We start from the raw sequence: 21544 nt of genomic DNA, 5'->3' as shown, positions 1-21544 counted from the left end.
TGTTATGAATAAATTAACGTTACTACTGTTGTTTTCAATGGGTTGTCTAAGCTTGCCAGTTGTTGCTTCAAACGTAGAGTTTAAGCTTGAAAAGCTGTCAAATAATTTACACGTGCTATTTGGGCAAGGTGGCAATATAGCCATTAGCAGCGGGGAAGATGGTATTTATATTGTAGACGATCAGTTTGCTAAATTAAGTGATGGTATTAAGGCGCAAATTAGCAAGTTACATGATGGAGCGCCAGAGTTTGTTATTAATACTCACCATCACGGCGATCATACTGGCGGTAATGAGAACTTTGCTAATGCGGGAAGCCATGTAATTGCGCATCACAATGTATACAAGCGCTTAAAAGACAAACATGGCGAAGGTTCAAAATACCTACCCGTAATTAGCTTTGGTAAAGATATGACACTGCACTTTAACAACGAGCATGCGCAGCTATGGCATTATCACAATGCACATACCGATGGCGATGCGGTTATTTTCTATGACAAAGCCAACGCAGTACACATGGGGGATATCTTCTTTAATTTAAGAAGTCTACCGTTTGTTGATGTAGATAGTGGGGGCTCGTTAGACGGTGTTATCAATGCGGTAACTGATGTGCTTTCAAAAGTGAATGATAATACTAAAATTATTCCTGGCCATGGTCCGGTAACCTCTAAGCAAGGTTTGCAGTCGTACCTAGCGCTGTTAAAAAATGCTAAACAGCTAATGCTAAATGCTATGGCGGATAGCAAAAGTCTAGAGCAAGTTTTGGCACTCAAACCACTTGCGAGTTTAAATCTTACTTATTCCAACTGGTTACCCGAAGAACGCGTTACTAAGCTATTTTATTCGAGCCTGAAAAATGAAGCTAAAAGCGATTAAATTTAGTTAAATTGTTTTATTTACCTTTTAAAAGTGTCTAACTCCGTTTGGCATGGCGTTAGACCTAAAATCATTTATTTGCCCAATTAAGGTAATTATTTGTTACTGTTTGTGTCACTTAATACATTGGAGTAACAAGTATGTTGAATGATAAAAATGATTTACCAGATTTAACAATGGCAGTACCAAAGAAGAAAGGACCAATCGTAGGTGCGATTGTTGGTGTTGTCGGTTTATCACTGATTTATTCAGCGATGTACACAGTTGATGAAGGTCACGTTGGTATTATCAAACGTTTTGGTGAAGCAAAAGAGCAAGTAAACCCAGGTCTACATACTAAAATACCGTTTGTTGATGATGTTGAGGTGCTGGAGATCCGTACCCGCAAAAATGTTGAAAAATTAAATGCATCAACACACGAGCAAATGCCAGTGACAGCTGAAGTATCGATCAACTGGACGGTAATGCGCGAACAAGCATTTGAGCTATTCAAAAGTTACGGTGGTTTAAGTCAATTTGAAAACCGAATTCTTGATCCAAAGCTGCGTTCTGCGACAAAAGATGCACTAGCTCGATATAAAGCAGAAGAGCTAATTCAAAATCGTTCGCAGGTAATTGCACAGATTGAAGAGCTTTTAGTTGAAGAAATGAAAGAGTACCCAGTAAAACTAGACTCGGCTCAGTTAGAGAATTTAGTGTTACCGCAAAAGTACATTCAATCAATTGAAACCAAACAAACTGAGAAAAACCTAGCGGCAGCAGAAATGCACCGTTTAGAGCGCCAAAAACTTGAAGCTCAGCGTGAAGTAAACACGGCAATGGCGCAACGTGATGCGGCAAAAGCAAAAGCCGATGGTCAAGCATATTCGATCCGCGTAGAAGCAGAAGCACAAGCTGAGGCAATAAAGCTTAAAGGTCTTGCAGAAGCGCAAGCTATTCAAAAGAAAGCTGAAGCAATTAAAGCAAATGCGACACTTGTTGATTATATGCGTGCACAACAGTGGAACGGTCAAATGCCAACAACCGTAATGGGTGCAGACCAAAGCATTTTATGGTCAATGGATGGTAAAAAGAAATAATAAATAGGAGGGTGTATGGCGAATTGGTCTTGCCCTAAGTGTCAATGCGTAAGCTACGACACAGATGAAATAGCCACAACGGGTAGTGGCTGGTCAAAAATCTTTGATATGCAAAATAGGAAGTTTACCGCGGTAGTATGTAAAAACTGTACTTACACTGAGTTTTACCGAGGAAAGACAAGCACCTTAGGCAATATTTTTGATTTATTCACTAACTAGCTTTAAATAAAAAAACGCTGCAATTGCAGCGTTTTTTATTTTGTCTTTATGCCACTAGGGCTCTTATTCTACCAAGGTAAAACGTTTAAACACTTTGCCGTCGCGCTCTATTTCTTCTACAAACATTTCAATGGGTCTTACCCACAGCGCCTGCTCGCCATAGAGTGGTTTATACAAAACAAGCGTTTCTTGTGTTTCGCTATGAGTAACAGTGTCAATGACTTGGTAAAAGTTACCTTTAAAGTGCTGGTATTTTCCTGGTTGTATTTTCATTATAAAAAGCTTGAAACCTCAGTAATGTCTTTTTTAACTAGCGCATGCTCAGGAACCGTTGCGTTTTCGGCTGGGTATCCTGCAATAATTAGCATATAGGGTCGCTCATTATCTTTGTTTCTGCCACAAATATCGGTTAAAAAACTCATGGGTTTTGGGGTATGGGTGAGTGTTACTAAACCGCTATGGTGCAAAGCCTGAATTAGAAACCCAGTGGCAATACCCACACTTTCATGCACATAGTAATTGGTGTTCATGTCTTCAGCATGAATACCGCCTTTCTTCTGGCTAAATATAGCAATTAGCCAAGGGGCATGTTCTAAATAAGGTTTTTGGTCGTCAGTGCCAAGAGGTTTTAGTGCATCGAGCCATTCTTCACCCGCGCGACCTTGATAGAAAGAGCGTTCTAAATCTTCGGCAGCTTCTCTTATTTTCTTTTTAACATCCATGCTGTTGATGGCTACAAAATGCCATGGTTGATGATTTGCACCACTTGGTGCGGTTGCGGCAACTTTTATACAGGTTTCAATTATTTCTTTTGGAACAGGCTTATTTGAAAACGAACGAATAGAATGGCGACGTTTACTGGTATCTAAAAAGGTTTGCGCCCGATGTAACATCTCTTCCTGAGGGTATTCTATAAAGTCTGTGAGTGGTATTGATTGATGATCTTGCATAATTTTTCCTTTTTTATTTTTGTTATATCCTTGGTATCACTTAGGTGCAAATATTTTTAAGTGTTATTGGTGGTCAATGTGAAAAATAGTTAACCATCAATTTGTTATTACAGATACTTACAGTCACATTAGCTTGCATCCGCTATAGTAAAAAATCTTATAAATCATGGAGTCGACTATGAGAACAATACTACTTTTAATATTACTTTCTTTGCTTTCGGCTTGTGTGGTGTTTCCTGTTACAGATAAAGAAGCAACCCGTGTTGCAAAATTGCGCTGTGAGCTTTCTAGTGATAAGAAAACACTAAAAGTGGTTGATGTTGCGAAAGCAACTAATACTTTTTACAGCGTGTCTGGGTTTGTACTGTCTCCCATAATCATTCCGGTATCTGGTCTGTTATCGGGTTCTTATACCTTAGTAAACAATATCTACTTTTATGGCGAGCAAAAAATTAAGTGTGATGATAGTGCTAATGAAAGTCATTAATTAGCAGATTAAAATCGATCACTTTATGATGTTCTTAAAAATCGATTACAGTAATCAAATTAATCTGTTTTATCTTTTTAACTGAATTTCTTAATCTATATATCAAGCCAATCGGAAAGCATTAATTAATTTTTTCGATGACTAATTACATTATAGAGAGAGAAATATTATGAGCACATCGTTAATCAATACAACTATCCAACCTTTCAACGCAATGGCATACCACAATGGTGAGTTTGTTGAAGTTTCTGAAAAAGACGTTTTAGGTAAATGGGCGGTTGTATTCTTCTACCCAGCCGACTTTACCTTTGTTTGCCCAACCGAACTTGGCGACCTAGCGGATCACTACAGCAAGTTACAAGAAATGGGTGTTGAAGTGTACTCAGTATCAACCGACACACACTTTACACACAAAGCGTGGCACGATACGTCAGACACAATTAAGAAAATTCAATTCCCAATGATCGGCGACCCAACAGGCCGTATTACACGTAATTTCGGTGTAATGATTGAAGAAGATGGCTTAGCACTACGCGGCACATTTGTAATTAACCCTGAAGGTGAGATTAAAGTTATCGAAACTCACGATTTAGGTATTGGCCGTGATGCAGGCGAACTGGTTCGTAAAATCCAAGCAGCACAGTATGTTGCATCACATGACGGCGAAGTTTGTCCTGCTAAATGGCAGCCAGGTGATGAAACACTTGCTCCTTCATTAGACCTAGTTGGCAAAATCTAATACCTCTTACCTTGCTGCCTGTTAGAGCAGGCAGCAATTTGGTTTACCGATTAATGTCATTTAAGGAATGATCATCATGAACAGTATTTTAGATAACAATATCAAAACACAATTACAGAGCCATTTTAGCAGTATTGTCGACCCTGTAGAGCTGGTCATTGCCTTAGATGACAGTGATAAATCACAGGAAGTAAAAGCCTTAGCACATGATCTTTTAGGGTTAAGTGAGCACTTTTTAATTCGTGAAGACGATTCAATAGCACGCAAACCAATGCTGTCAATTCGTTCACCGAAAACAGGCACCGAAATTAATTTTGCGGGTGTGCCAATGGGCCACGAATTTACAAGCTTAATTTTGGCACTGTTGCATACTGGCGGCGTTGCTACCAAAGCAAGTGAGCTGGAGGTGGAACAAATTAAGGGTTTGCAAAGTACACTTAATTTCGAAGTGTATATTTCACTGAGTTGCCAAACATGCCCAGGAGTAGTACAAGCGCTTAATACAATTGCGGCTTCAAATTCGAATGTTACGGTTACAATGATCGATGGTGCACTGTTCCAAGGTGAAGTGTCAGAGCGCAACATTTTGGCCGTACCAAGCGTGTATTTAAATGGTGAGCTATTTAGCCAAGGTGCCCTTTCACTCAGTGACATTATCAATAAACTTGATGATGGCGCAGCAGAAAAAACAGCCGAGCTACTGTCACAAAAAGATGAATTTGATGTACTTGTAGTCGGTGGTGGGCCAGCAGGTGCCTCCGCGGCAATTTACGCGGCGCGTAAGGGCTTAAAAACAGGTATTGTAGCTGAGCGCTTTGGTGGCCAAGTGGCAGATACTGTTGGCATTGAAAACTTTATTTCGGTGCAAAAAACAGAAGGGCCTAAGCTGGTGGCACAGCTTGAAGAACATGTTAAAGACTATGATGTTGATATTATTACCCAACAAAAAGCCGTTACCTTAGGTAAGTCTGGCAACGTAGAAGTCGCACTGGAAAGCGGTGCAACACTGTCCAGTAAAAGTGTGATTTTGGCAACAGGAGCACGCTGGCGTGAAATGAATGTACCGGGCGAACAAGAATATCGTGGTAAAGGTGTTGCTTACTGCCCGCACTGTGATGGTCCGTTATTTAAAGGCAAAAAAGTGGCAGTGATTGGTGGTGGTAACTCAGGCATCGAGGCCGCGATCGATTTAGCTAATATTGTTGAACATGTTACCGTATTGGAGTTTGCTGATACGTTACGTGCTGATGAAGTGTTGATCAAAAAGGCCAACAGCCTAGGTAACATTGAGATTATTAAAAATGCACAAACCACTGAAGTTATCGGTGACGGTACACGAGTAACTAGCCTAAATTATACGGATCGTGTCTCTGGCGACGAGCATAGCCTTTCCCTTGCCGGTATTTTTGTGCAAATAGGCTTAATTCCAAATACTGAGTTTTTAAAAGGCAGTATCGAATTAACTCCTTTTGGCGAGATTGTTATTGATGACAAAGGCGCTACATCAATGCCAGGTGTATATGCTGCAGGTGATGCGACAACCACACCATTTAAACAAATTATTATTGCTATGGGCAGTGGAGCAACAGCAAGTTTAGGCGCATTTGATTATTTAATTCGCCATGCTGATGGCACGCAGCAAGTAGCATAAGTTTATCCCTTATACATAATACGCCCACTATTATGTGCAAAGCCGCTGATCATTTTGATTGGCGGCTTTTTTGTTAATCATTATCGCTATGGGCTGCATTGTAGTTGTAAGTTGCATAGGCTTTTCACTTTTACACAATACGACCGTTATTAAGTGTACCGCCGCTAATTAATTTGAATGGCGGTGTTTTGTTAATAAACCGTTAATCACCGAATTTTACCTTTAATCATTTTTACATGGTTATATTGCGTTCACTTTCCTTAGACTGACCGATGAAATATTGGCAATAAACAAAAAAGAGAACGCAAATGTTATCAATAACAGGGTTATCAAAAACGTACGACAACGGTGTAAAAGCACTGAATAATGTAAATCTTGAAGTGCCAAAAGGCATGTTTGGTTTATTAGGACCAAATGGCGCAGGTAAATCATCACTCATGCGCACCATCGCAACACTTCAAACAGCTGATGCTGGTCAAATTACCTTTGATGGTATTGATGTATTCAACGATCCGCAAAGTTTACGTAAACGCCTAGGTTATTTACCACAAGATTTTGGTGTGTATCCGCGTATTAGCGCGTATGAATTACTTGACCATATGGCGATTTTAAAAGGCCTAGAAAGTAAAGGTGAGCGTAAGGAAGCTGTTGAGGGTTTACTGGCACACACTAATTTATTTCAGCATCGCAAAAAAGCGGTAAGCGGTTTTTCTGGTGGTATGCGCCAGCGCTTTGGTATTGCACAAGCACTACTCGGCGATCCTGATTTAATTATTGTGGATGAGCCAACTGCGGGTCTTGACCCTGAGGAGCGAAACCGTTTCCACAACTTATTAGTAAGCCTAGGTGAAGAAAAAGCCATCATTTTATCAACACACATCGTAGAAGATGTATCTGAGCTTTGCCCAAATATGGCTGTGTTAGCATCTGGTCAAATTTTACTAGAGGGTAACCCAATAGCGCTTACCGATCAGCTTAATGGCCAGATTTGGAAAAAATCGGTATCGCTTGATGAAGCACAAGAAATTGAATCGTCTATGCCACTTATTTCAAAGCGCTTATTTGCTGGTAAAACCATTGTGCACGTAATGGCTGAGAACCAGCCAGAAGGTTTTGATGCAGCGCCAGCTAACTTAGAAGATGTTTATTTCTCAACGCTACTGCAACACCGAAATGCAGCGTAAGGAGGCGTTATGTTTTTAAAAATGCTCGCCTTCGAGTGGCGCTACTTTACTCGACAACCTTCGTTTATTGTTACGAGCAGTATTTTCTTTCTGCTGACGTTTTTTGCGACTGTATCTGAAAATGTGCAAATTGGCGGTGGCGGTAATGTGGTTTATAACGGCCCATTCTCTATCGCACAAACACTTCTAATATTGGGCTTTTTTGCCATCTTTTTGGTGGTGAACTTTGTTGCCAGTACGGCAACCCGTAATGAAAGCTCTAAAATGGCGGAGATTTTATATTCTAAGCCAATTAACCCCGTTAGTTATCAGCTAGGGCGCTTTTTCGGCTCATTTGCCGTGGTATTAACTGTATTTGCGTTTGTACCGCTGGGTATTTTTCTGGGTACCACACTGGGTGCAGCTGCAGGATGGGTAGATGTTGAGCGACTAGGGCCAACGGTATTTAGTCATTACTTCACTGCTTTTTTCTACTTATCGGTACCTACTTTATTAGTACTCGCCTGTATCTTTTACGCAATCGCGATTCGCTTTCGCTCAATGATGGGTGTGTATTTAAGTGCTGTGGCACTCTTTATTGGTTATAACGTGGCAGTGCAATTTGCAAGTGAACCTGCATATCGTGAATTAGCAGCATTGATTGACCCGTTTGGTTACAGTGCCTTTGCTGAAGTAACCCGTTACTGGACAATGCATGAAAAGAATAATTCTGCAATTGAGTTAAGCGGTGTACTCCTGCAAAACCGTGCAATTTGGTTGGTGGCAGCGATTGCTATTTTGGCGTTGTTTGGCGGCTTTAAACGTGGTTTAACTCTGACTAAAGTAAAAGCAAAAAAAGCTGAAAAATCAGCTGTAAATGATAGTTTCACATCAGCACTTGCAAACCGTATTAACATTAAAAATAGCCCGCGTATTAATACCCTTGCTCACCTCAAAACACGTACGCTTTTTGAAGTGAAACAAGTGATTTTCAGCGCGCCATTTTTGATTTTAGGTCTAATTACCTGCTTTATGTTAATGGCGCCTCTATTCGACCCGCAGGGCATGTTTGGCACGCCTAATTGGCCACTTACTCAAACTATGGTGCAACTAGTCGCTGGCTCTACCGGTTTATTAATGCTGGTGATATTAGCTTACTACAGTGCAGAAGTTGTTTGGCGTGAGCGCAACTCAGGTATGGGCGATATCATTGATAGTATGCCTGTAAACAACATTACCTTTTGGTTATCTAAATTCATTGCAATAGCACTTGTTTTTGTATTGCTATATAGCTTTGGTACGTTTGTTACAGTCGCTAACCAAGCACTTAAAGGCTACACCAACTTTGAATTATCACAGTATGCATTCCGTTTAGGTTATATCAACCTGGTGCCATTGATGATGACAGTGGTGATGGCATTCTTCCTTCAAGTAATTAGTCCGAACAAATATGTCGGTATGCTTTTGTTTATGGTGTACATCATTGGAACATTAGTACTTTCTAACTTTGGCTTTAGTCATCCAATGTGGCAATTTGCCGATGCGCCAAGCGTGCCTTATTCAGACATTAACCAATATGGTCATTTCTTAACGGCGCATAACTGGTTTATGTTGTATTGGTTAGGTGCAAGTTTAGTTTTAGGTGCATTGAGCTATGCACTTTGGCATCGCGGCCCTGAGCAACCACTTAAAGCACGTATCAAGCTAGTACCTTATTATTTAGGTGCTTATGGTAAAGCGACCGTTGCAGCTGGTTTAATTATCTTTATTGCTAGTGGTAGTTACATTTATCAGAACACCCGCGTATTGCATGTGTATCAAGAGCAGGATGATTTTGAGCTTGAACAAGCTAGTTATGAAAAAGCGTATGTTCAGCACAAAGAAGATAATATTCCGGTAATTACTAAGGTAGATATCAACGCGGATATTTTCCCATCTGAACGTAAAATCGAAGCAACCGCCAATATTGAATTTACCAATGTGGGCGATACGGCGATTGAGAAGTTTATGGTGCATAAGCCGCGTTATACCGAACAGTACTCAGTAGAATTAGCCGGTGGCACGTTAGGTGAATTAGATAAAACCTACAGCCTTGCATGGTTTACTTTTGATAAGCCACTTCAGCCAGGTGAAACGCGCATCGGTAAGTTAAGCGTAGTGCGTGAACATAAAGGCTTTAGAGCGGGTAATGAGGACTTTACGCTACTGAATAATGGTACCTTTATTAACAACGGTGATTTATTACCTCACTTCGGCTACTACGAAGGTTACCAAATTGTTGACCGCCATAAGCGTCGCAAACATGGTTTAGAGCCATTAGAGCGTGCCAATAAGCTAGAAGACGACCGTTACTACAATGAAAGCTTCTTTGGTAAAGGTACTGGCTTTATCGATTTCGAGGCGACTATTTCAACGTCGGAAGATCAGTTCGCAATTGCGCCGGGTTATTTAACCGAAGAACGAGTAGAGAACGGCCGCCGTATTTTCCATTACCAAATGGATGCGCCAATGGTGAACTTCTACTCAATTATGTCTGCGCGCTTAGAAGCGAAAAAGGAAAACTATAACGGGATTGATATCGAGGTCTACTATCATAAAACGCATGGTATGAATGTGGATCGTATGATTGAATCGGTGAAAGACTCGATTGATTACTTCACTGAAGCGTTTGGCCCTTATCAGCATAAACAAATGCGTATTATTGAGTTCCCAGGTTACCGCTCATTTGCACAGAGCTTTGCTAATACTGTGCCGTATTCAGAAGAGATTGGTTTTATTACTGATTTACGCGACCCTGAAAACATTGACCCTGTTTACTATGTCACAGCACACGAAGTGGCTCACCAATGGTGGGGGCACCAAGTTGGCGCGGCAAATGTACAAGGCAGCGCAATTATCTCTGAAGCATTATCGCAATACAGTGCGTTAATGGTAATGGAGAAGAAATATGGCGCAGAGAAAATCCGTAAATTCTTAAAATACGAGCTAGACCGTTACTTACGTGGCCGTACTACCGAAGCACTTGAAGAAATGCCGTTTATGCGCAGTGAAAACCAGCAGTACATTCACTATCGTAAAGGCTCTGTGGTAATGATGTCGCTAAAAGACCGCCTAGGTGAAGAGCGTTTAAACAAAGCTTTGGCAGATTTCTTAGCGGAATTTAAGTATCAAAGTACGCCTTACCCAACAACGCTTGATTTAATGTCATACATTTCTCAAGATGCAAATGACAGTGAAAGGCAATTCGTAAGTAACTTGTTTGAGCACATCAGCTTATACGATTTAAAGACTACGGAAGTTGCAGTTGCTGAACAGCAAGATGAAAATGGCTTATACACAGTTACACTCACCATAGATGCCAAACTAAACCGTGCTGACAGCAAAGGTAAAGAAACCGAAGTAGAGTTTAGCGATAAAGTCGATATTGGTTTATTCAGCGCAGACCCTGAAGATTTATCAGCGGATAACACGGTACTTTACTTACAAAAACACAATATCAAATCGGGTGAAAACATTATCGAACTGAAAGTAAAAGAGTTACCTAAGTTCGCCGGTGTTGACCCATTTGTGAAGCTAATCGACCGCGACAGCGGGGATAATATTAAACAGCTTTAATACTTATAATTCATATGTACTTACCAAGCCTTATCAGTTTTGCTGATAAGGCTTTTTTGTTTACTTGAATAATATTATCCCGTAGTTTGGATTAACTTCTATTTTGAACATAAAGGGAAATTATGCGCTTTTTAATATGTTATCTGATGCTTGGTTTGGCATCGCTAAGTACGTTAGTTAAAGCAGAACAGGTAGTACTGACAATTTCCGACCAACGGTTTGAGCAACCACTGGAATTTAATGTTCAGTTGCCAAAAAGCTATTCGCAACAGCAAAATAAACGCTATGTGCTGATGTTTGACTTTCACCCTAATGCCAAAAGTTACTTAGCGGGTATGCATGATTGGATGAATCATAATGGTGAGTGGCCTTGGTTAGAAACCATTATTGTTACCCCTGCATATGGCAACCCAGTAGCACGACTATTTGATGCAACAGGCAAAACGACGCCTTTACTCGATTTTTTTGAAGCGCAATTGGTGCCAGAAATTGATAAACAATACCGTACTAACGGCTTTCGCATTTTTAGTGGCTTTAGGGTGAATGGTTCGGTGGTGCTTTCAAGCTTAGTGAATAAACCGAACTTGTTTAATGCACATATTGTAATTAGCCCTGAGCTCACACCAGAGCGTGTCAATATTTTAAATGACTATGGTAAGAAAATAGCCAAGCTAAATGATAAACCACGTTATTTACTGTTTACCCATGGAGAAACCATAAAAGAAGATCATCAACAGCATAGATATTCACAATTAAAAGAAGAAATTAGTGCAAACGCGTCTGCATCATTACAATGGCAATATCAAAATTATAAAGAACATTATTTTATGTCGTTGCCAGTGTTATCTACTGCGTATGGCATAGAGCAGATCTTTGATGAGATTCATAATGGCTTGGCACCTGAATCAAAAATAGCTAGGCAAGGTGTGGATGCGATTGTTGCGCATTATAAGCGCCTATCAACTGAAAAGTTTGGTTTTGAAGTATCACCAAAATCGTCAATTAATGCACTGGGATTTCACTTGTTGGAAACGTCGCCAGAGCAAGCGATAAAGGTATTTAACCAAGCATTAGCGCTTTATCCGCAAGATGCATACGCTTATCACCACTTAGCCAAGGCTTATGCGAAAAGTAATAAATTGGCAAAAGCCATTGAGTTGCAAGAAAAGGCGGTGAGTCTTGCCGCTAATATGCTCACTTGGCATAAAAAGCGACAAGCAAGCTATTTGGCTGAACTTAAGGAACGGGCGCAAGCACTATAAAAAGGTAATTTTAAATGACGTATTTATGGAATAACGGTGAGGCTATCGGGCTTCCTATTGGCAAAGCAGTGTGTGTGGGGCGCAATTATGTTGCTCATGCAGTAGAACTCGGTAATGAAGTACCTACAGAGCCGTTACTCTTTTTAAAACCAGCAAGCAGTATTGTAAATGCAGAAGGAAAAGTGGAGTTAGACCATAGCTTAGGTGAGCACCATTATGAAGCGGAGCTAATGTTGTTAATTGGTAAGCCGCTCAATAAGGGCAATCTTGCAGATTATAAGTCTTGTATTGCTGGTTTAGGTGTAGGGCTTGATCTTACGTTACGCGATGAGCAAGCAAAACTTAAAGCGAAAGGGCATCCGTGGGAGCGTGCAAAAGCTTACGATAATAGCTGTTTAGTGTCGCGCTTTGTACCGCTAGCAGAGGGTGATTTAACACATAGTGAATTTTCACTTTCGATTAATAATGAGCTTCGCCAATCTGGTGACATAAACTTGATGATATTCAAAATTGAGCAGCTGCTATCTGAAATTGTCAGGTTTTTCTCATTACAGCCGGGCGACATTGTTTTAACGGGCACGCCTGAAGGGGTAGGTAAGCTTAATATACAAGACAAGTTGAGTGTATCTCTTAATGGCGAAACGTTAGCAAATTGCACAATCGCTTAGAAAGCGGTTTTTATTTCATGCAAAAACATTATTTTTTCCTGAAAACGTATGTGAAGCAATGCGCTAAGTTTGGCCACACTTTACAATAAGCTTATCTAAATCAGGGGGAATCATATGCAAGAATTTAAATTACCGTCGTTTGTGGCTGGCTTTTGGCGTTTAGATGAGTGGCAACAGCGCGGGTCTTCTTTAGCGAAATTCATTGAGCAATTGCTTGCGCTTGGCATAGATACGGTTGACCATGCGGATATCTATGGTCAATACCAGTGTGAGAAACTCTTTGGTGAGGCATTAACGCCTCATTTAAGAGATCAGCTTAAGATTATTACTAAGTGTGGTATTAAACCTGCGTGGCCTGAAAATGGCTTTGCTGGCAAAACCGCACACTATGACTCAAGCAAAGCAAACATTATTGCCTCGACAGAACAATCACTGCGTAATTTCAAAACCGATCGCCTTGATATGTTATTGATTCACCGTCCAGATTATTTAATGCATGCGGATGAAGTTGCAGACGCCTTTTGTGAGCTAAAAGCGCAAGGTAAAGTGCTTAACTTTGGTGTATCTAATTTTACGGTTTCACAGTTTGAGTTATTGCAGTCGCGTTTAGACTTTAAGTTAGTAACCAATCAAATTGAAATGTCGCCGTTACATATGGGGGCACTCGATGATGGTACGCTTAACTTATGCCAACAGCATCAAATATCACCTATGCTCTGGTCGCCTCTTGCTGGTGGCGGATTATTCGCTGAAACAGAACAAGCACAGCGAGTTAGATCTGCATTACAAAGTGTTGCCGAAGAAACGGGGTTAGATAGTGTCGACCAAGCAGCTTACGCGTGGTTGTTAACGTTACCATGTCAACCGAGTGTAATCTTAGGTACTGGAAAGTTAGCTCGTATTCAATCGGCAGTTGCGGCGAGTAAAGTGCGTTTGAGTCGTGAGCAATGGTATCGCGTTTGGCAAGCATCAACCGGTCACAGTGTGCCATAACACTTAGCCTTGGATATTGTGTGCTGATTATTAGGGTCTGTCGACCTTTCAAGTTCGTTTTTGCAGCAGTTTGATTGGGTTTTATACAAGGCAGAGGCTGCGTGGCATAGTTATTCTATGTGAGTCAGCCGATAACACAGTAGAAACCCCAATCAAGCGCTGCCGAACGGTTCTTTTGAGCGCACTTTTCTCATTGTTGCTCGATATTCGCTTAGATTGCTAGGCCACACATCGAGCGCCGCGATAAAAACACGCTCAAAGAGAACAAAAATAGAACAGCAAAGATCAACAGACCCTAGTAGTCAGCATATTTTTACAAAATTAAATAAAGGTGCCGTCAAGCACCCTTAGTTGTAGCAAGTTGGAGTAATTTTAGTTTAAAGCTTCATAGAGCCTAAAGTTCAAAGTCCATGGCAAAGCCAACGTAGACTTTTAAATCGTCATCTGCATCTAAATCTGTTTGTGCAACACCAAAGGTAAAACCGCCTTTGGCAATGCTAACACCATAGTCAATATAGCTGTCGTCTTCGCCATACCACTCTGCAACGGTATCACCCATTGAATTACCAATGTGGAATGTCAGTTCGGTTTCATTTAAGACTTCAAAAGTTGCGTTTAGCTCGAGGTAAATCATATCTTCTTCTGAAGTAGCACCAGATTGCGCATTACTAAGGTAACTTACTTTACCTTCTAGCCAGTTCCAGCTTAGGGCACCATAAAGCTCACCAAAGTCGATTGAGTCGACCGCATCTGGGTATGCGTAATATACATAGCCCACGTCGTAACCAATCTCACCCATTTCGCCAGCAAAGCCTGCGTATAAATCGAGTTCATAACCTGGCTTATCACCACCAAAGTCCACATTTGATGCCCATGTGCCCGCATAAAACCCTGATTCATGGCTGTAATCGATACCACCAGATACTTGAGCGTTGTCGCTGGTTTGCGTTACACCACGCCATAAGTAGTTTGATGAAGCTGCAGCATTAGCGGTTACTTCTGCATAACTTGCTGCTGAGAAAAAGGCGATACTCGTAGCTGTGAGAGTTGTGAGTAATTGTTTTTTCATAATAATTCCTAAAATTGTAGCGCTGAGTTAACTATCCATTAACAAGGTTTGTGCCCAAATTAAAAAAATTAACGATATCAAAGTACTAGTAAGGAATTATGAATTTGGCAAGGTGTAGGAATTGAAATGCTGCACTATCTCGGTGCGTTAGAAACATAGAGGTGCACAAAAACTGCGCACCTTATTGAAAGAGGTTTAGCCAAATATGGTACGCATTAATGCGATAGTTTCATCAACACCACGACCTGCTGCAACTTCTTTCACAATTGAGTCGCGCATATTTTTAATATGTTGTGGCATATCTTCTGCTGCCAGAGCACGGTCAACCAATGCTTCTGCTGATTCTTTGCCACGTTTACGGCCACCCGATTTCTCTGAGCTTGCGCGTTTCGGTTTATGAAGTGCTTTGTAGTAATTCGAGTTTTCTTTGGCATCGTCACTGTAATAAGCAAACCAACACGGTACTAATGCCTTGTACTGCCAAAGCGCTTGTTCTACTTCAGCTTCTGGTGTTGCGGCTATAAACCAAGGTTGTTTATGAATTGCCATAACAATGTCGTGCCAATAACGGTCAAAATCTTGGTTGTTTAATCTTACAAGGCCAAACGCTTGGCATAAAATATCAAGGCTTGCTGCTGTTACTGGGGTGAAAAAGTCAGGTCGACGCATTGCAAGTAAACGTGTAGCTGGTGCAAGTGTGGCTTTTTCATTATCAACGGCTGCAAACGCAGCAATATAACCACGCACAAAGTCCATGTAGTTTTCTAACGTGATAGCGCCTTCAAGTGGAATATGATTAAGCGCTTCATTTAAGTCAGTACAGCTGGTGGCAATTACATTATGCAGTGCTTTAGCGGTTTTAGTTGATGCTAGCCATTCAACATCAAACTGGTAAATGCTTGGATCGTGTTTTGCGGTATGTTTACCAGCAAATGCCAGCTTGTCTTCTTCAATCATATCAACCAGCGAGGTTTCACGAATGCTTTCAATATGCTTAAGCAGTGCAAGTTGCTCATCTAGCACAATGCGCTCTTTGTTTTGTTGAATTGAATCAAATACAACAGGCCAAGGTGCAATACGTAGCGTTTTAATTTGGCTAATGCTAATACCAGCTTCGAGCTGTTGCTGGATTTTCTTTAAAATTGGCAGCTGGTTTGCTTCAAGTAGATCAAAATTAATGCGCTTGCTTACGACATCAATTAACTCATAACACCAGCCAGCAAAATCTTCGGGGTGGTTACTTACTTTTACGGCCATTAAGTTAAGGCTAACATCTGGAATGAGTTTTAAAATATTTTGGTAGATGTTTGCTTCCACTTCAGAAAGTGGCATTTTTGACGGCGACGTAAGCAATTTTTTCATAATAAGTAAGAGACCCCAATATAATATTAACAATGTCCGACAAAGCGTTACACTAAGCGGGCTGTGGATCATACTGAGATCTATCTTTGATGCAATATTGACTTCTTAAATTTCACGCCTGAGTAAACTAAAAACTTGAAGGTCATGGGTTTTATTTTTCCAAACACCTTTTTCACGCATCACACCATCCAAATGAAAACCAATCTTAGTGAACAGTTTAGTTGACGCTGTGTTTTCTGGTAGTACTTCTGCTTCAATTCGGTTTAATGAGGCGATATGAGTAAACATCCATTTTGTCATAGTAGCAATAGCATTCGATGCGAAACCTTGTTGCCAGAAATCAGGGTGGATCTCGATGCTAATTTTCGCTGTACGTGTGCAAAAATCATATTTGTAACCGCAGCTGCCAACAATTTGCTGGCGCGTGTTGCACTGTATTAACCAGCGATGTCCGTTACCTTGCCTGCGTATTAGCTCATCTTGCTCAATAAGCGTTTTGGCTTCCGCTAGGTCGCTCATAATTGGTAAATCGTAAAACTCACACACCTTAGAGTTAGAAAAAAGACGGAAAACGGCTTCGGCTTCTGCCTGTGTTTGTTGAACTAAGGTGAACTTGTCGGTTGTGATTTCAGGGAAGTTATCAATACTTAGATGAATAAGATGATGTCCCCACTTTTCATAACGTTTCTGCTCTACAAGACCAAGATTAGTGAGTATTTTATGTGAAGCAGTATTAGCAACATCTACTTCGCCAACAATATAAGAAAGGCCAAGCTGGTGAAATGCATATTCAAGTGCGGCGCGACTTGCTTCCATGCCCAAGCCTTTGCCCCAATATTCTGGCAGCATGCGGTAGCCGATATCAGGTGCATTTAACTCGGGTTCATATTTTAAGCCACAAAACCCAATAACTTGGTTGTTCTCTTTAAGGACCAAGGCAAAGCGCGCATAGCCAACCTCGTTATATTCTTTTAACCAAATATTGCGAATAATATTTTCGGCATCGTTTATGGTGTTTACCCAGCCAGCGTCTCCGGTATAACGGGTAACATCTTCATTACTGCTAAATTTGAATACGTGCTCAGCATCTTCAAGCGTAAATTCGCGCATTAATAAACGCGGTGTTTCAATAAGTGTATTCATATTTTCTCCTTATCTGTACTGGTAAAAACTTTAATGCCGATCAAAAATGCAATACAGATACAGTTGCAGAATATTTTTAGGGTACAGATGGCTGAGTTCAAATACCGTCAGTTATTTTCTTACTATCAACAGCTCATTAGTAATGGCGAATTGCTACCCGGCGATAAATTGCCTTCGGTTAGGGCATTGAGCAAGCGTCACGACGTTTCTATTAGCACGGCTACTAAGGTTCTGTCAGAGCTTGAAAAAGTGACACTTATACATGCAAAACCTAAATCGGGCTATTTTGTAACTGGCGAGAATAAATTTAAAGCGCATAGCTATGGCAGTGATGTAATTTATAAGCGTGACTTACATGCTTTACCACTGGCGCAATCGGTACAGTATTCGTTTAATGATGAATCTATTTTGCCGCTGTCCTGTACTGGCCCTTCGACCGTGCTAGATAATGAAACATTGCTTAACAAGTTGCATCGTAAAGTATTAACCCAACGACCTTATCGTTTAAAGCAAGATAATTTTGAAGCGGGTTTACCTGATTTGCGAAGTACGCTTGCGCAACATCTAAGTTGCAATGATTTTTCGTATGCCAGTAAAAATATCCTAATCACGCACGGGCGCAGCGATGCGCTGAGCCTGGCTATGATCTCTTTAGGGTTATTGCAAAAGCGGGTTGCTATTGAAGCACCATGCTCATTTTTCATAAACGCTAATATGGCGCAATTGCAAATCGACACTGTCGCTATTCCAATGCAAGCTAATTACGCCGATGAAATAGCTTTGCTCGATCAGGTGTATCAAGTCGAGCCTTTCAGTGCATATGTGTTTAATCCAAATTTTAATGACCCAACCGGGCGCTTGTTGCATGACCAAGACAAAAAGGCATTGGTCGCATGGGCGCAAGCACGTGATGTTGTGTTAATTGAATATGATCGTGGGGAGCTTTACTTTTCAGGAATGCGGCCTAAATCGATCATGCATTTTTTAACACCGCAAGATAAAACACCAGCAATTAGCATTGGCGATTTCTCTGATACGATAAGCTTTAGTTTCTCGCTTGGTTATATGGTTTGCCATCAATGTATTGAATTATGTCTTTTTACAAAGCATATCACGGTAGAAAAGCCTGATATGGCAAGCCAAATGATGCTAAACGAGATGATTAGGTCATTAGAATATCGAAAATTACTCACGCGGTTAAGAAAAGCAATGTGGCAGCAGTACACTGAAACCTTGTTTATTTTGCGGCCACTAGTGGGTTACATAGATATACCAACAATATCTGGGGGGCCTTGTTTATGGTTAAAGCTACCTTATAGCAAAAGTTCAGAAACGCTCTTTAAACGATTAATAAAACACAATGTGGCGATTGCGCCCGGCAAAATGTTTTTAACAAATGCAGAATTTGATAATTATTTTCGCATTACCTTTGCCTTGCCATGGCAGCCAAGAATGGTTCAAGGACTTAATACATTGGTTCAAGAAACCTTGCGATTTTTAGAGAGTTAGGTTTTAACTTTAACGCGCGTTAGCTATAGTAGCGTTAGATGTGATTTAAGGGACACACAATGAAAACTCTCGCAAAAGTTATTGGATTTCTACTACTTGGTTTAATCGCGTTAATTGTGGCTTTGCCATTTATTATTCCGGTCGATTTTATTTTTAAACAAGTTACGCAATCGGTTGAGCAAACAACAGGGCGCACGCTTGAGATTAAAGGCGACAAAAGCCTATCGGTATTCCCTGCGCTAAAACTAGAACTAAATGATGTGACATTTGCTAACTTTGAGCAGGGTTCAAAGCCGAATATGGCAGCTATGGAGCAGCTTGCGATTCACATTCCTTACCTGTCGGTTTTATCTGGTGATATTAAACTTGAAAAGTTTGTCATTAAAAATCCAGAAATACTGCTTGAGAAAATGCCTAATGGCGAAGTTAACTGGCAGCTAGTTAATGCGTCGGGTGCGACAGAACAAAACAAGGCACCTGAACAGCAAGGTAAAGCAAAAAGTTTACCCGAAGGCGTTGATATTCAATTAGGCGAAGTCGCGATTTATGGCGGTAGCTTCACATTTATCGATCATCAAAATAATACATCGCAAAAAGTAACAGACTTAGATTTAGCAATTCAATTACCTTCGCTTAAAAAGGACCTGAAAGTAGAAGGTGCGGTTACTTACATGGCTGAGAAATTCGAATTAGACGTAACACTTAATACTCCAGAAAAACTATTGTTAGGCCAAGATTTTACGTTAAAAACCGCATTAGATTCTCGCTTGGTTGCACTTACTTTTGATGGGCTAGTTGCAAAACAGATGACTGATTTTAGTGGTAAGTTAGATGTGACGGGCGACTCGGTTAAAGCGCTTGCTAAGTGGCAAAATCAAGCGCTTGCAGCGAAAGAAAATGCATTTAATAAATTTTCAATTGCATCAGAAATGCGTTTTGCCGAACAAGAGTTTAATCTATCTAAACTCGATGCCAGCTTAGATGACCTAGTAATTAAAGGTTCGGCAAAGGTTGCGTTAACCAAGGTGCCAAGGATTACTGCCAATGTTGATTTAGGTATGTTAAATGTGAACCCTTACTTACCTGAATCAATTGATGTGCCAGAAGAGTCGACAGAACAAAGCACCGATACACCAAGTAAGCCACAACCAATAGTGTGGGATGACAGTGAAATCGATTTATCGGCGCTTAATAGTGTAAATGCTGATATCAAAATCGCAGCAACGGGCTTTCAGTTTAAAGAAATCAAACTGGGTGAAACTAAGTTATCGCTCAAGCTTAATAATGGTACGGCACAACTCGGTTTAGACAAGTTTAAAGCGTACGAAGGCGACGGTACGGGGCAAGTAGTCTTAATGGCCAAGCGCGCACCATATAAACTCAATACATCGTTTTCATTTGATGGCATTCAAGCAGAACCTTTATTAACCGATGCGGTTGGTTTCGATAAATTAATGGGCAAAGGGTTGTTAACCATTGCGCTTAATAGCCAAGGGCAATCACAGAAGCAGTTTATTGAATCACTGCATGGCAGCGTTGGTTTTGGTTTTAATGATGGTGCCGTTAAAGGCGCTAATATTGCCGCTATGGTGCGCAGCGCAGAGCAACTTATTAAAGGCGGTGGTCTTGATGCAAAAGGGCTAGAAAAAGGCTTTGATAACGCTGAAAAAACGGATTTCTCAGAACTTGTGGGTAACTTTCAGTTTAGCGAAGGCGTGAGCAAACAGAACGAATTGACCTTAAAAAGCCCATTGATTCGCGTTACTGGCAATGGTGATATTGATCTACCGGCGACAAAAATTAACTATCGTCTGGTAACCGGCATAGTTGATTCAATTGAAGGACAAGGCACGCAAGATAAAAGTACCGGCTTTAAAATTCCAATTCGTTTAAAAGGCCCATTGCATGATGTGCAAGTAAAGCCTGATATTGGCGAAGCGGCAAAAGACAAAGCGAAAGATAAGATCAAAGATAAGCTAAAAGATTTATTTAACAAGGAGTAGCCGTCCTTTGTTTAATCATTCGGTTCACTGAAAATATTAATAAAGACAGATTGTCTCTCGCATACTTTGATTAGTGGGTTTGTAAAATGTTTATTATGCATTCCCGCTAGTGCTTGAAATCGCCTTCACATACCCCCATTAATCTTTCTCAGTAAATATAAATAGCACTGTACGTTTTTTGAACTCCTTGTTATTGCAAGGCTTTTTTTATCATTAGTTTAACGACTAAATTAATTAAAAAATAACCTACCACTTATCAGTGTTTGCTGGTACAATTGCCCGCCCTTGAGCTGTCGATGACACGCTTAATGGTGAACAAATAAACGTTTAGGTCGTGATTTCGTATGAATTTACGGCAATTTTTAACTACACCGGAGCATATAAAATGATCCAAATGCAAACTCAGCTGGACGTTGCTGATAACAGCGGCGCTCGCAAAGTGCAGTGTATTAAAGTCCTTGGCGGTTCGCACCGTCGCTACGCAGCGATTGGCGATATCATCAAAGTTTCTGTTAAAGAAGCTATTCCTCGCGGTAAAGTGAAGAAAGGTGATGTTAAAAACGCAGTAGTTGTGCGTACTAAAAAAGGCGTTCGTCGTCCAGACGGCTCTTTAATCCGTTTCGATAGCAATGCGGCAGTAATCTTAAATGATAGCTTACAGCCAATTGGTACTCGTATCTTTGGCCCTGTGACTCGTGAACTTCGTAACGATAAGTTCATGAAGATCGTTTCACTAGCCCCAGAAGTACTATAAGGAG

19 protein-coding genes are annotated in these 21544 nt (G+C 40.7%); 14 read left to right on the top strand and 5 right to left on the bottom strand.

The features are described from left to right. The first annotated feature begins 4 nt into the window (after window positions 1-4). The 3 genes from AC2IOM_RS03930 to AC2IOM_RS03920 all read left to right on the top strand — a co-directional run bounded on the left by AC2IOM_RS03930 (window position 5) and on the right by AC2IOM_RS03920 (window position 2172). Window positions 5-874: an MBL fold metallo-hydrolase gene (locus AC2IOM_RS03930; protein ID WP_486359174.1), complete on the top strand. Its 870-nt coding sequence runs from the start codon at window positions 5-7 to the stop codon at window positions 872-874. A gap of 140 nt (window positions 875-1014) precedes the next feature. Next, window positions 1015-1953 (top strand): SPFH domain-containing protein, encoded by a 939-nt coding sequence (locus AC2IOM_RS03925; RefSeq protein ID WP_010562247.1) that lies wholly within the window; start codon window positions 1015-1017, stop codon window positions 1951-1953. 15 nt (window positions 1954-1968) lie between these two features. Next, complete coding sequence (locus tag AC2IOM_RS03920; protein WP_486359173.1) at window positions 1969-2172, top strand: zinc ribbon domain-containing protein; 204 nt, start codon at window positions 1969-1971, stop codon at window positions 2170-2172. Window positions 2173-2235: 63 nt separating this feature from the next. Here AC2IOM_RS03920 and AC2IOM_RS03915 read toward each other — a convergent pair whose 3' ends face one another. Continuing rightward, a complete protein-coding gene (locus AC2IOM_RS03915) occupies window positions 2236-2445 on the bottom strand; it encodes a DUF1653 domain-containing protein (RefSeq protein ID WP_010562249.1) in 210 nt (69 codons plus the stop codon). After that, window positions 2445-3122, bottom strand: a complete 678-nt coding sequence (locus AC2IOM_RS03910) for a nitroreductase family protein (RefSeq protein ID WP_486359172.1) — start codon at window positions 3120-3122, stop codon at window positions 2445-2447. The genes AC2IOM_RS03915 and AC2IOM_RS03910 overlap by 1 nt, the downstream gene beginning before the upstream one ends. Window positions 3123-3300: 178 nt before the next feature. Here AC2IOM_RS03910 and AC2IOM_RS03905 point away from each other — a divergent pair, with 178 nt between their 5' ends. The 8 genes from AC2IOM_RS03905 to AC2IOM_RS03870 all read left to right on the top strand — a co-directional run bounded on the left by AC2IOM_RS03905 (window position 3301) and on the right by AC2IOM_RS03870 (window position 13700). After that, complete coding sequence (locus AC2IOM_RS03905) at window positions 3301-3609, top strand: hypothetical protein (RefSeq protein ID WP_105171164.1); 309 nt, start codon at window positions 3301-3303, stop codon at window positions 3607-3609. Between the two features lie 169 nt (window positions 3610-3778). Next, window positions 3779-4348: an alkyl hydroperoxide reductase subunit C gene (gene ahpC / locus AC2IOM_RS03900; RefSeq protein WP_038638889.1), complete on the top strand. Its 570-nt coding sequence runs from the start codon at window positions 3779-3781 to the stop codon at window positions 4346-4348. Between the two features lie 85 nt (window positions 4349-4433). After that, window positions 4434-5999, top strand: a complete 1566-nt coding sequence (ahpF, locus tag AC2IOM_RS03895) for an alkyl hydroperoxide reductase subunit F (RefSeq protein WP_486359549.1) — start codon at window positions 4434-4436, stop codon at window positions 5997-5999. A 308-nt stretch (window positions 6000-6307) separates the two neighbouring features. Further along, the gene (locus tag AC2IOM_RS03890) at window positions 6308-7183 is read left to right on the top strand and encodes an ABC transporter ATP-binding protein (protein ID WP_038638892.1); all 876 of its coding nucleotides are present in this window, start codon (window positions 6308-6310) and stop codon (window positions 7181-7183) included. A 9-nt stretch (window positions 7184-7192) separates the two neighbouring features. Then, window positions 7193-10777, top strand: coding sequence for an ABC transporter permease/M1 family aminopeptidase (locus AC2IOM_RS03885; RefSeq protein ID WP_486359171.1), 3585 nt, complete (start codon window positions 7193-7195; stop codon window positions 10775-10777). A gap of 122 nt (window positions 10778-10899) precedes the next feature. After that, window positions 10900-12039, top strand: a complete 1140-nt coding sequence (locus AC2IOM_RS03880) for an alpha/beta hydrolase-fold protein (protein WP_486359170.1) — start codon at window positions 10900-10902, stop codon at window positions 12037-12039. A 14-nt stretch (window positions 12040-12053) separates the two neighbouring features. Then, window positions 12054-12707 carry a fumarylacetoacetate hydrolase family protein gene (locus AC2IOM_RS03875; protein ID WP_486359169.1) on the top strand — a complete coding sequence of 218 codons (654 nt, stop codon included), beginning with the start codon at window positions 12054-12056 and terminating at the stop codon, window positions 12705-12707. Window positions 12708-12821: 114 nt separating this feature from the next. Next, entirely contained in the window at window positions 12822-13700 is an 879-nt protein-coding gene (locus tag AC2IOM_RS03870; protein WP_486359168.1) for an aldo/keto reductase, read from the top strand. 394 nt (window positions 13701-14094) lie between these two features. On the opposite strand, the gene AC2IOM_RS03865 is transcribed toward AC2IOM_RS03870, so the two are convergent. The 3 genes from AC2IOM_RS03865 to AC2IOM_RS03855 all read right to left on the bottom strand — a co-directional run bounded on the left by AC2IOM_RS03865 (window position 14095) and on the right by AC2IOM_RS03855 (window position 17274). After that, complete coding sequence (locus tag AC2IOM_RS03865; RefSeq protein WP_486359167.1) at window positions 14095-14769, bottom strand: TorF family putative porin; 675 nt, start codon at window positions 14767-14769, stop codon at window positions 14095-14097. 195 nt (window positions 14770-14964) lie between these two features. Continuing rightward, entirely contained in the window at window positions 14965-16131 is a 1167-nt protein-coding gene (locus AC2IOM_RS03860) for a hypothetical protein (protein WP_486359166.1), read from the bottom strand. A gap of 105 nt (window positions 16132-16236) precedes the next feature. Next, window positions 16237-17274 (bottom strand): GNAT family N-acetyltransferase, encoded by a 1038-nt coding sequence (locus AC2IOM_RS03855; protein ID WP_486359165.1) that lies wholly within the window; start codon window positions 17272-17274, stop codon window positions 16237-16239. An 87-nt stretch (window positions 17275-17361) separates the two neighbouring features. On the opposite strand from AC2IOM_RS03855, the gene AC2IOM_RS03850 reads away from it, so the two are divergent. From AC2IOM_RS03850 to rplN, 3 genes are all read left to right on the top strand, one after another. Continuing rightward, on the top strand, window positions 17362-18783 hold the full coding sequence (locus tag AC2IOM_RS03850; protein ID WP_486359164.1) for an aminotransferase-like domain-containing protein: 1422 nt from the start codon (window positions 17362-17364) through the stop codon (window positions 18781-18783). 59 nt (window positions 18784-18842) lie between these two features. Continuing rightward, the gene (locus AC2IOM_RS03845; protein WP_486359163.1) at window positions 18843-20786 is read left to right on the top strand and encodes an AsmA family protein; all 1944 of its coding nucleotides are present in this window, start codon (window positions 18843-18845) and stop codon (window positions 20784-20786) included. Between the two features lie 385 nt (window positions 20787-21171). Continuing rightward, window positions 21172-21540, top strand: coding sequence for a 50S ribosomal protein L14 (gene rplN / locus AC2IOM_RS03840; protein WP_010562266.1), 369 nt, complete (start codon window positions 21172-21174; stop codon window positions 21538-21540). Window positions 21541-21544: the final 4 nt, after the last annotated feature.

It is taken from the genome of Pseudoalteromonas sp. NS-SX12 (assembly GCF_057367955.1).
This window is presented reverse-complemented; position numbering and strand designations above follow the sequence as displayed.